Source organism: Streptomyces sp. NPDC030995 (assembly GCF_055571215.1).
Genome location: NZ_JBVIFS010000070.1, coordinates 1 through 10,645, shown reverse-complemented (window position 1 = coordinate 10,645; position 10,645 = coordinate 1). Strand labels below are relative to the sequence as shown.

General features: G+C 68.8%; 10 protein-coding genes and 1 pseudogene. 9 read left to right on the top strand and 2 right to left on the bottom strand.

All coding sequences use genetic code 11. From position 1 onward, the window contains the following. The first annotated feature begins 1,992 nt into the window (after positions 1-1,992). The 7 genes from ACZ45T_RS38850 to ACZ45T_RS38820 all read left to right on the top strand — a co-directional run bounded on the left by ACZ45T_RS38850 (position 1,993) and on the right by ACZ45T_RS38820 (position 8,038). Positions 1,993-2,199, top strand: a complete 207-nt coding sequence (locus ACZ45T_RS38850) for a hypothetical protein (RefSeq protein ID WP_468449157.1) — start codon at positions 1,993-1,995, stop codon at positions 2,197-2,199. Beyond that, positions 2,196-2,405: a hypothetical protein gene (locus tag ACZ45T_RS38845; RefSeq protein ID WP_468449155.1), complete on the top strand. Its 210-nt coding sequence runs from the start codon at positions 2,196-2,198 to the stop codon at positions 2,403-2,405. Before ACZ45T_RS38850 ends, ACZ45T_RS38845 begins: the two co-directional genes overlap by 4 nt. Positions 2,406-2,500: 95 nt before the next feature. Continuing rightward, positions 2,501-3,121, top strand: a complete 621-nt coding sequence (locus tag ACZ45T_RS38840) for a transposase (protein WP_468449153.1) — start codon at positions 2,501-2,503, stop codon at positions 3,119-3,121. 443 nt (positions 3,122-3,564) lie between these two features. Then, on the top strand, positions 3,565-4,848 hold the full coding sequence (locus ACZ45T_RS38835; protein WP_468449151.1) for a sensor histidine kinase: 1,284 nt from the start codon (positions 3,565-3,567) through the stop codon (positions 4,846-4,848). A gap of 20 nt (positions 4,849-4,868) precedes the next feature. Then, positions 4,869-5,507, top strand: coding sequence for a response regulator (locus tag ACZ45T_RS38830; protein WP_266553300.1), 639 nt, complete (start codon positions 4,869-4,871; stop codon positions 5,505-5,507). Between the two features lie 261 nt (positions 5,508-5,768). Further along, a complete protein-coding gene (locus tag ACZ45T_RS38825) occupies positions 5,769-7,001 on the top strand; it encodes an alpha/beta hydrolase (protein WP_468449149.1) in 1,233 nt (410 codons plus the stop codon). Between the two features lie 254 nt (positions 7,002-7,255). Next, complete coding sequence (locus tag ACZ45T_RS38820; RefSeq protein WP_361913548.1) at positions 7,256-8,038, top strand: VOC family protein; 783 nt, start codon at positions 7,256-7,258, stop codon at positions 8,036-8,038. A 246-nt stretch (positions 8,039-8,284) separates the two neighbouring features. Here ACZ45T_RS38820 and ACZ45T_RS38815 read toward each other — a convergent pair whose 3' ends face one another. Together ACZ45T_RS38815 and ACZ45T_RS38810 are read right to left on the bottom strand one after the other, a co-directional pair. Further along, positions 8,285-8,443, bottom strand: coding sequence for a hypothetical protein (locus ACZ45T_RS38815; RefSeq protein ID WP_266552879.1), 159 nt, complete (start codon positions 8,441-8,443; stop codon positions 8,285-8,287). Positions 8,444-8,630: 187 nt separating this feature from the next. Then, entirely contained in the window at positions 8,631-9,245 is a 615-nt protein-coding gene (locus ACZ45T_RS38810; RefSeq protein ID WP_468449146.1) for a hypothetical protein, read from the bottom strand. A 209-nt stretch (positions 9,246-9,454) separates the two neighbouring features. Between ACZ45T_RS38810 and ACZ45T_RS38805 the strand changes: the two genes are divergently transcribed. Further along, the gene (locus ACZ45T_RS38805) at positions 9,455-9,649 is read left to right on the top strand and encodes a hypothetical protein (protein WP_468449144.1); all 195 of its coding nucleotides are present in this window, start codon (positions 9,455-9,457) and stop codon (positions 9,647-9,649) included. A gap of 43 nt (positions 9,650-9,692) precedes the next feature. Continuing rightward, positions 9,693-10,537, top strand: a pseudogene (locus ACZ45T_RS38800) (IS5 family transposase). Positions 10,538-10,645 lie beyond the last annotated feature (108 nt).

Sequence of the window (10,645 nt, the reverse complement as noted above, 5' to 3'; positions counted from 1 at the left end):
CTACGAACGCAAGGCCGAGCATTTCCTCGCCTTCACCAGCATCGCCTGCACCCTCATCTGCTACCGAAGACTCACCAAATGAGATGACGTCTAAGGGGGCTGAACCGTTGCTTGCAGGGGTGTGTTCAGGGTTTGACCGGAGGTACTGCCGAGAGTGTGGACCCCCTTTTCGTGAACTTGGACATCGTGTCTGGTCAGGCCCGGTGGGCAAGCCCGGTCCCCACGACGACACCTCTTACTCCGCGATAGCCGGAGTAAGAGGCTCGATGCTCTGATGGCCAGGCCGGTCTTGCCGGCCTGCCGTTCAGCTCCTTGCCACTGCGGCCATCCCCCCTCGCAGCCTCGTACTGTTCGGCGGGGCTGCGGGCTGCAGGGCGCTCGCGGCGGCCGCAGTACCCCGGTGTTTCCCGCGGCCGTCCCGCACCCGGAGGAGGGCACGGCTGCGGAGCGGGGTCCGGCGCCCTTGAGGGACGCCTGGGGGAGATGCGGGCAGCGATGTCACCCGCCGGGCACCGGTGGCCGGGCCGGCAGGTCTGTGCGAGGCCGGCTGGGGCTCGTCGGGCAGTGCGCACGCTTCCCGGCGGCCGGGCGGCTCGCCGCCTTGATTGCTCGGCGATTTGGCGTGGTCCCCGGGACCGGTGGGCTGCTGATGTACGAGGTTCTGGAGTCGGTGCTGGCAGACCTCCGCGGGGCCGGCCTCTGCCCTGTCGGTGCCCTGGCGGGCGATCCTGCGGTAGGCCTGGCCTACGTGGCCCCGCGGTCGGTCAGTGGCTGACCGGCCGCCCCCTGGGTGGCCGCTGACCGATATCGGTCAGCGGCTACTGCGGGGAGTTCGGGGACCTGGTGTGACAGTTCCCGGCGGTCGGTCACGGGTGGAACGGTCATCGGTCAGGCTGTGACCGGTCCAGGCGCCTGTGGCCGGTGACTGGTCGGCGGTTTATCGGTCTGCGGTCGTGACCGTTTTCCCGTTGGCCATCGACACCCCGGGGCGGGGCCGGCGGCCACTGGGCAAGCCTCAGCACGCCCAGGGTGCGGGCTTGCCCACGGGGGGCTTGCCCACCGCCATGGGGGCTTGCCCGGGTTGCATGGCCCGATTACGGCAGGGCTTGCCCCGGCTTCGGGGGGCTTGCCCAATCGGTCACGGCGGGGCTTGCCCGGCGTTGGCAGGCTTGTCCAATGGGTCAGGGACGGCTTGCCCGTGAGGTGGGCAAGCCCCGCATCTGGGCTTTTCGGGGGTTGGGCATGCCTTTGGGCAAGCCGGTCTGAGGAGTGTTCACGGCATGGGATCCGAGAGGAGACGTGCCGTGCACGACTATGTCCATTACCCCGCTCCCGGTGGCGGGTTGTTCGGCCGGCTGGACGCGGACTGGGTAGCGGTGTGCGCCGACCGGGCCGTCCAGCAGGTGGTGACCGGCTGGCTGACGGACGACCTCATGGCGGTGACCGGTTCCTGGTCGCGCTCCCAGGGCCCCGCCCGTCTGTTTGCGGTGCTTCGCCCGGGGGCCGGAGCTGGCAGCGGTCCGCTGAGCGACTGCGTCCTGCGTGCCCTGTTGCGCCGGGCGGCCGGCCGTGACCGGTCGGCCGCACTCGCGGCCCGTGTCATCGTCCAGGCGATGCTCCCGGCCGCGATCCGTATCACCCGCGGTCAGATCCGTCCGGTCTACGGCCGTACCCGCGAGGCGGTCGGTCACGTGACGGTGGCTGCCCTTTACGAGGTGGCCCGATCGGGTCGGATCCACCATCGGCCCGGGCGGCCGGCCGCGAACCTGGCCCTCGACACTCTGCGTCTGGTCCTGGCCGAACTCGCCGCCGAACAGGGGACCGCTACCGGGGACCTGTCCGATACCGCCGGCATCGCCGACCCCGGGCCGGGCCCGTACCAGATCGCCCGCGCCCGCGAGGTGCACGCGGCGGCCGTCACCGCCGGGCCTGTCCACTGCCGGCCTGTCCACCGGCGCACCGTCCGACCAGGACGAGGTGTACGGAGCTCGGATGGAACTGTTGGAGCTCCTCCTCGACGCGATGGAAGACGGCACCCTCCCGGCCGCCGATGCCCAGGTCCTCGCGCAGCACTATCTGAGCGGTGTGCCGGACGCCCAAGCCGCCGCCCTCCGCGGCAGCACGGCCGGTGCCTGCCAGCGCCGCCGCTCCCGCGCCCTGACACGCCTGCGCACCTCGCGGCTGCGGGCCACGGCATGACCACGACCCTTCTTCCGGCCATCGTCCTCGCCGACCCCTGGAGATGCACTGTGCCCGCATCCGCCGCCAAGCCCCTGGACAGCGACGAGGAGCGCGTCACTCGTGCCCAGCGTCTGCTCGTCCCTCTCGGCGCCGCCCTCGTGCCGCACCCCTTCGACACCCGCGTGCCGCACCCCTTCCTGCACCCGGCCGGAGGCCCGGTATGAGCCTCCTGCGATCAAATCGACGTCCAACACCCCATGCCACGGCCCCCGCGGCTGGCACGGATGAGCGGCAGGCTGTCCGCGTCGACGGCGAATGGGTGGGTGGCTGGTCGACGGGTGCGCAGGCCAGCATTACGGTCCTGCTGCGCTGGGCGGCCTGGGGACTGCTCCTCCTCGGCCCGTTCCTCGGTGCGATGGCCTGCTCCGCGGTGCCGACCACGGCCGGATCGGCCGCACCCCGGCCGGCGCCCTCGGCCATGCCCGCGGACTTCCCCGCCTGGGACCGCGTCTACGCATTCTTCCGGCGCTGGCGCGACAAGGGCTGGACCGGTGAACTGCATGACCGGCTCCGCGACCGGATCCGTGAGGCCGCCGACCGCGACACCGAGCCGACAGCGGGCATCATCGACGCCCAGTCGGTGAAAGGCGCCTCGTCGGTGCCGGCCGCAAGCCGAGGCTTCGACGGCGGGAAGAAGGTCAACGGACGCAAGCGGCACATCGTGGTGGACACTCTCGGGCTGCTGCTGACCGTGATAGTCACCGCCGCGTCCGTCACCGACCGCGAGGCCGGTCAGAGGCTGCTGGCCCGGCTGCGCGAGCGGCACTGGCGCATCACGCTGGTCTGGGCCGACGGCGGCTACACCGGCCGTCATGAGCCGCCGCCTCGCCCGGCGACGGCACTGAACATCCCCGGGCTTTCCTCAGGCACGAAGCCATGAGCGGCTTCCGGCAACGACGCTACGAACCCGCCCTCGTAGCCCGCGTCCCACCACAGGGGGCACCTGCGCTGTAGCCCCGAGACGGTACGGGGGCCAGGCCCCCGATACGTCGCCGTGTCACCCTCGTCCCCCTGGGGAGCTACATCGGATACGGCTCTCCAGCAGGATGCTGACCAGGAAGTTCCGCCGTAGCGTCGCTCTGGCGACCATCTGGAAGGGAAGTGTCATGGGCGAGCAGAAGCCGATCTGCCCAGCCGCGCCGGGGTCTGCTGGCCATCTGGCTCGCACGCTCCTGTGGATGCCGCTTGCGCCTGCCCCGGAGCGGCACGCACCTGTTCGGCCTTCGGCCGTGCACCGTGAGCCCGGGCTCGGGCCCGGCACGATTGCTGCACGCCTGACTTGCGGACCCCACCGGAGTACTCACGATGTCCGACAATGATCGCGTGCCTGAGACGACCGTCCCCACGGCGGACCGCCCCACCCTCCCCTACATGGTCAACACGGCTACTGGCCTGCGCATCTTGCGAGCCGACCTGGTCACCACATGCGCCCGTCCCATGCCACCGCTGGCCTGGCCCCGCTGGCTGCGCTGGCTGCCCCACATCCTGGTGTGCCTCACCGCCACCCTGATGGCCGCGGCGGCCGACATGACGGCCCCGGTCATGGGAATCGCGGATGCGGCCACGCTGGTGGTCGCACTGCGGTGGCCGGCACCCGCCTGGTGGCTGTCGATGGCAGTCCTCACCGGCATCACGCTGGAGTATCCGCCTGCCCAAGACGGGCAGCTTTACGTGTGGATGGTGCACGCGGGCGTCCTCTTCCTCCTCACGCTGCGGGTGTACTTGTTGTCCGCAGTCACCGCGGCGGTACTGAGCGCCCTGCTGGCTGTGATCCTGAAGCTGTCCGGCTGCGCTGTCGACTCATGGAAGGTGATCGTCGGGGCGCTTTCGTTGTTCGGTCTGGCCGTGCTCATCGGTGCCGTGGCCCGCGGCCGCCGCCAGGACCATTCACGCCTCACCAAGCAGATCGCCGCCACCGCCCAAGAACGGGCGCTGCGCACCGTCCTGGAGGAACGCACTCGGATCGCGCGCGAGTTGCATGACGTCGTGGCCCACCACATGTCGCTCATCTCCATCCAGGCCGATGCCGCGCCCTACCGGGTGCAGAACCCCCCACCGGAGCTGGTCACCGAGCTGGCCTCGATCCGCACCACCGCGCTGGAGGGGCTGGCTGAACTGAGTCACTTGCTTGGCCTGCTGCGATCGGATGCCGACGACAGCACGACCGGCACCAGCCCGCAGCCCTCCCTCGCACAGCTCGATGCGCTCCTCGGCAGCGTGCGCGCCGCCGGCCTGCACGCCACCATCCGGATCGAAGGCGCGGTCCGCCCGCTGTCGCCGGGCGTGGAACTGTCGGGCTACCGCATCATTCAGGAAGCCCTCAGCAACGTCCTGCGCCATGCCCCCGGAGCCGGGACAAGCATCGAACTCACCTATACGCGGGACGCTCTGTGCCTGCGCGTCCTCAACGGCCCTGCCACGCTTCCGGCCGGCACCTCGCCCGGATCCGGGCACGGCCTCACCGGCATGCGGGAGCGCACCGCGATGCTCGGCGGCGACTTGGCCATCGGCCCCACCCCCGACGGCGGATACGAGGTCACCGCCACCCTGCCCGACACCGCCTCGCCCGCCACCAGCAAGGAGATCGACCAGTGGCCATCCGCGTAGTCATCGCCGACGACCAGGCCATGGTCCGGGAAGCCTTCTCCATCCTGCTCGGCGCCCAGCCCGACATCGAAGTCGTCGCCACCGCCGAAGACGGCGCTCAGGCCGTCGAGCGGGCCGGAGAACTGACACCCGACGTGATCGTGATGGACATCCGGATGCCGGGCATGGACGGCATCGAGGCCACCCGCCAGATCGCCTCCCGCCCTGGTACAGCAACGAAGATCCTCATCCTGACCACCTTCAACCTCGACGAATATGTGTACGAGGCGCTGCGCTCTGGGGCTTCCGGATTTCTCCTCAAAAGCGCCTCCGGAGTCCAGCTCGCGGAAGCCGTACGAGTACTGGCCCGGGGCGAAGCCCTTCTGGCCCCGGACATCACCAAACGGCTCATCGCGGAGTTCTCCCGTGTGAGCCCCGCCGCCAAGCGGCCGACCGGGGTGCGCATCGACGCCCTCACCAACCGCGAGACCGAAGTCCTCGCACACGTGGCCCAGGGCCTGTCCAACGCCGAAATCGCCCAGAAACTGGTCGTTTCCGAAGAGACGGTCAAGACCCACTTCGGCCGCATCCTACGCAAACTGCAACTACGCGACCGCACCCAGGCCGCCATCTTCGCCTACGAAACCGGCCTGATCACCCCCGGCAACGCCGCCCGCTGAAAACGCCGCATTGCCCCGTGCGCACCTCTACACGCCCACGCCATCCCGGATCCAGGCCCCACCCGCGCATGGGTGATGGGAACCGGCGGAATTTCAGGGATTTCCATCATGCTGCTCCCGGACCCGCGTAGCTCTGGAGGGCTACGCCGCAGGATGGCTCCTGCGGGGGACGCAGAGGACTGCCCCGGAACGCCAATCTCGTGGTGTCCAGTACGGAGGCTTAGTCCGCCTCCCGCACACCCATTCCCAAGGAACACCACCATGTTCACAAACCGACGCCCGGCCGCTTTGCCGGCGGCCATCCCTCCCGGCAGGGTCAAGAGGACGCTGCGCGTCGTGGTCGCTCTGATCGCTTCCGTCGTGGCCTTCCTGACCACCACGATCATGCTGGGTGCATACTTTCCGGCGATCCCCAAGGCCGGTGTGATCGGTCCAGTGCTCGGCGGCCAGTACCCCTTCCACATAGCCATCCTCGCTCTAGTCGGCGTCCTCCTGGGAGCCTTGGCCTGGCGCAGCGGCCTGGCGCGCTGGGGCCGCGTCCTCACCGCGGTCACCACGCTGTCCATCGTGGCCGCGCTGGCCATCGGCGGCATCCAGTTCAGTGCCGCACAGAAGGCGGGTACGAAGGTGTCCTTCGGCGAGATCTTCAGTCAGCTCGCCTACCCCAACGCCACCCCGGACACGACCCAGGTGTACGCCGCCCGCGACGGCCAGGCGCTCAAGGCTGACCTGTACCTGCCCAAGCGCAGCCGGAACAGCAAGGTGCCGGCCATCCTCCTTGCCCATGCCGGAGGCTTCCGCACCTTCGACAAGAGCGACCTGCGCGGTACGGGACGCTGGCTGGCCGACCACGGTGTGGCGGCCATCGCCGTCGACTACAGCCTGGCCACCCCCAGCCGACCCACCTGGAACGCCGCCCCGCAAGACCTGCTATCCGCCCTGAGGTGGGTGCAGGACCACGCCGACGAGTACAGCGTCGACCTCTCCCGCATCTCCATGGGCGGCATGTCTGCCGGTGGCACTCTCGCCATGAACACCGCCTACCGCCTCCAGAACGGCACGATCCATGCCACCGACGGCCCCACCCCCAAGCCCCCGTCCTCCGTCGTCGGCTTCTACCCCGGCACAGACGTCACCCAGATGTGGAAAGACAACGTTTCAGGCTCCCGCGAGGCCGCAGAACTCTTCACCGGCGGTACCCCTGACCAGTACCCCGAGCGCTACCGCGAAGTCACCCCGACCACCGACATCCGAAACGGCCTGCAACGCACGCTGCTCGTCGTGGGCGACCGCGACCGCAGCGCCCGTCCCGAAACCATCAAGGGCTTTGCCGCATCACTCCGAGCCGACGGCGTAGACACCACATTCAAGGAACTGCCCTTCGCCGAACACGCCTTCGACGACGCCTACGGCAGCCTCACTTCGCAAACCAGCCGCCAGATCCTCCTCGACTTCCTCACCAAGGGCAACCTGCAGACCCGCCCCTCTTTGTGAACCGTTCCGGGTTCAGTAGAGACTCGATTCCATGAAAGGATCGAGTCATGGCTCGCCCTTCCTCCTATCCCCTTGAGCTGCGCAAACGAGCGGTCCGACGCCCCAGATACCCGGTCCCGCCGCCCGATCTCCCCGCGGTCCGACCGGGGTTCCACGCCCAGATCTCCCGCACCGGCGCGCGAACACCCTGAACTCCTCGCCGACGTTCACCGGTTCGCGTCCGTGATGCTTCCCCACACCGACGAGGAGCTGCGATGCCGCGCCGCCTTTCCTATCGCCAGGGCACGCCCAATTGGGTGGAACTGCTGACCACCGACCCGGAGGGGGCTCGGTCCTTCTACGGCCGGCTGTTTCACTGGGAGTTCGAAGAGCGACCGATGTACGGGGGCTCGGCCTGCTCGGTGGCGGTCATGAACGACGGCGTGGTCGCCGCCCTGGTCTCTCCAGCCCCTGGCACGGCGACGCAGGAAACCTCTGCGACCTGGCGGACCTACCTCGCCGTCGATGACGTCGACGCCACGGCGACCGGCTTCGAGGCGGCCGGCGGCCGGCTGCTGACGCCGCCGGTCGATGCCCTGGAATCCGGCCGGGTCGCGTTCGGGGAGGATGTCATCGGAGTGGGGGTGGGCCTGTGGCAGGCGAAGGACCACATCGGCGCCACGGTGGTCAACGAGCCCGGCGCCTTCATCTGGAGTGAGCTCATGACCCCCCGCACGGAGGCGGCGGCGGCGTTCTACGAGCAGGTCTTCGGCCTCACCACGACGACCGTCGATCTGGCCGGCACCCCCTTCACGGGCTTCACGGTGGGCGGGGAGATGATCGGCGGGCTCATCCCTCCGCAGCGCGAGGGCGTCCAGCCTCGCTGGATCGTCTACTTCTGCGTCGCGGACGTCGACGAGGCCGTCGAGCGCGTCGGGAAACTCGGCGGAGCCGTCGTTCACGGTCCGATCGACACCCCCGTCGGGCCGTTGGCTGCGCTGCGCGACCCGCAGGGAGCAGCGTTCAGCATCTGGGCCTTCAACGGGGAGACGCAGTAACAACGACCCCGCAAGGTGTCGATCTCCGCACGGGGGGTGAAGGCATCGCCGGGAGGTTGCCGTCAGTGAGCAGCGGGCGTGTCCAGCCAACGGGACAGACCCATCGTCCGAAGCGATGGAAGAGCTGGAATTGCTGCTCCTTCGGGCAGGGAGCCTGCGGCCCAGGGCGTTCGAGTGCGCCAGGAGTTCGTGGTCCGTGCACCAACGAGGCTCCCCGGCGGAAGAGTCGAGAGTCAGACGTCTCGCTCAACCGCCGGGGAGCCTTATCCGTTCTGCGTCGAAAACGGGCGTGGCAGCCGCGGCCGGCCGCGCGTCCAGGGCGTGGGAGGCGGGAGCGGCGCCGAGCACAGACAGGACAGCGAGGACGAACGCGGGCAGGCCGCGCCGCATCAGGTTCTTGATCACATGAGTGGGTCTAGCGCGGCCCTCGTGGTCTGCGACAGGGCGTGAGCAGCCAACTCACCCGTGTGGGCGGCTGGATTCACCGCGGAAACGATCACTTCGCCCACACCAGCGCCGAACGCGACAGGACATTCACGCCAGGCAGGGACTGGAACCGCAGCATCAACCACCGCGCCGGTCCCCGGTCCGGTCAGTGGAACACGACGGCGCGACCGGTGGCGATGCTCGTGCGGCACACCTGGTACAGCTGGTGCCAGGCGGACCTCTCCATGTCGAAGAGGTCGTCGGATGCGGTGTCCAGGCGGGCCCTCTCCTCGTCTGAGAGGTGCCGGTCCCAGTCGAGCCGGACTCCGATGGCGGGAGCGAAGCCGCACAGTTCGGCGAGCAGCTGCTGACTGGAACCGACCATCCCGCCGCCCTCCACCTGCTTCTCCGCCGGCAGGAAGAGTGGATCGTCAAAGTCGACCGGCACGTAGAAGCCCGCACTGTCCGAGTGGCACAGCAGGTGGGAGCTCATCATCGTTGACTCGTCGAAGACCTTGTCCTCGTCGCGTTCGTACTGCTCAGCGCTGGTGGCCGATGCGGGCGTGACGGACTCGCCCCGGGCCGCCAGCACGAAGACGCGGCGCAGGTGGTGCAGGTGGCTGGTGGGGAAACTTATGAAACGCAGACGTGACGGCTCGTCCAACGCCGGCTCCTGCCAGACGATTCCCTCATCGGCCAAGGCCCGGCTGAGAAGGTCGAATCTCTCCTGCCAGCGTACGAGCGCCTCGTGCTCCTCGACGCCGGCCATGTTCTGAAGCATGCCAACCGAAATATGAAGTCCCATGGCCGGAAGGCTAGACGCCGGCTCTGACAGTCACGGCAGCAACCGTCGAGCGGCGGTCTCGGCGCCGTCACTCGCACCGCTTCGACGACGAGCGCGGCACGAGCCGTCACGGCGGGCCGGAGGGTGACTAGGCCGGTTCGTTTGGATCACTTCCGCTGGCCGAGGTCATCGTTGATGATGTCCATGTGACTAACCGCATCAGCGCTCTGATCTCGGCCTTCGGTGTTCTTGTCAGCATGATGCTGCTCGTTTTCGCCGTTCGTGAGTACTGCTCTGGGGCCTCGGTTCTCTGGCTGGTGGCTGGAGCCGTGATCTTCCTCAGCGCTTCGTACACGCTCGTGCGGGACGCGCGGCGACTCCGCACTGGGCCGACCGCCTGACAGCGGCGCCGTTCCAACCAGCCCCGCCAGTCGTTGTTCGTGTGTGCCGTTGACTGACGCGCAGTGGGCGCGAATCGAGCCGTTACTCCCAGATCGGACGCCACGGCGGGGTGGCCGGTGGCGGGACCACCGAGAAGTGATCGACGCGATCGCCTGGAAGTTCCAGACGGGATCGCAGTGGATCCACCTCCCGGAGAAGTACGGCAACTGGCGAGGCGTCTACAACCGACTGCGGATGTGGGCCATCGACGGCACGTGGGAGCGGGTGTTCACCGCGCTGATCGCACAGGCCGACGCCGACGACGACCTCAACTGGGCAGTCTCGGTGGACTCCACCATCGTGCGCGCACACCAACACGCGGCCGGAGCCCGCAAAAAGGGGCCCCAGCCAGCGAACCGGCAGACCACGCCATCGGCCGGTCCCGCGGCGGACTGACCACAAAGATCCACCTGGCCTCCGATGCCCACTGCCGGCCACTGGCCTTCGTGCTCACCGCCGGACAGGCCGGTGACGCACCCGCCTTCGCTCACGTCATGGCCCGCCTTCGCGTTCCTCGACGGCGCGGACGACCCCGCACCAGGCCGGACGTGGTCCTGGCCGACAAGGCGTACTCCTCCCGCGCGATCCGCGAGCACCTGCGCAAGCGCGGTATCCGGGCGGTCATCCCCGTTCCGGCCGATCAACGCGGTCACCGGCTGCGGCGCGGCAGCCGGGGCGGCAGGCCACCCGCCTTCGACCGCGAGGCATACAAGCAGCGCAACACCGTCGAACGCTGCATCAACCGCTTGAAACAGTGGCGGGGCATCGCCACCCGCTACGAGAAGACCGCGACCATCTACCTGGCCGGACTCCACATCGCGGGCATCTTCCTCTGGTCAGCGCGGTGATCCAAACGAAACTGCCTAGTGACCTGAGTCGGAGGTTTGTCGTTAGTTCGGTATGAGTCGTCCGGGTCCGAAGATTCCGCCGTTGTCGGTGACCGATGCCCAGCGGGC

Bases quoted from the DNA above. Each gene is read 5' to 3' on its own strand.
- ACZ45T_RS38825 (WP_468449149.1), top strand. From the start codon at position 5,769: ATGTTCACAAACCGACGCCCGGCCGCTTTGCCGGCGGCCATCCCTCCC.
- ACZ45T_RS38845 (WP_468449155.1), top strand. From the start codon at position 2,196: ATGACCACGACCCTTCTTCCGGCCATCGTCCTCGCCGACCCCTGGAGA.
- ACZ45T_RS38830 (WP_266553300.1), top strand. From the start codon at position 4,869: ATGGTCCGGGAAGCCTTCTCCATCCTGCTCGGCGCCCAGCCCGACATC.
- ACZ45T_RS38810 (WP_468449146.1), bottom strand. From the start codon at position 9,245: ATGCTTCAGAACATGGCCGGCGTCGAGGAGCACGAGGCGCTCGTACGC.
- ACZ45T_RS38850 (WP_468449157.1), top strand. From the start codon at position 1,993: ATGGAACTGTTGGAGCTCCTCCTCGACGCGATGGAAGACGGCACCCTC.
- ACZ45T_RS38820 (WP_361913548.1), top strand. From the start codon at position 7,256: ATGCCGCGCCGCCTTTCCTATCGCCAGGGCACGCCCAATTGGGTGGAA.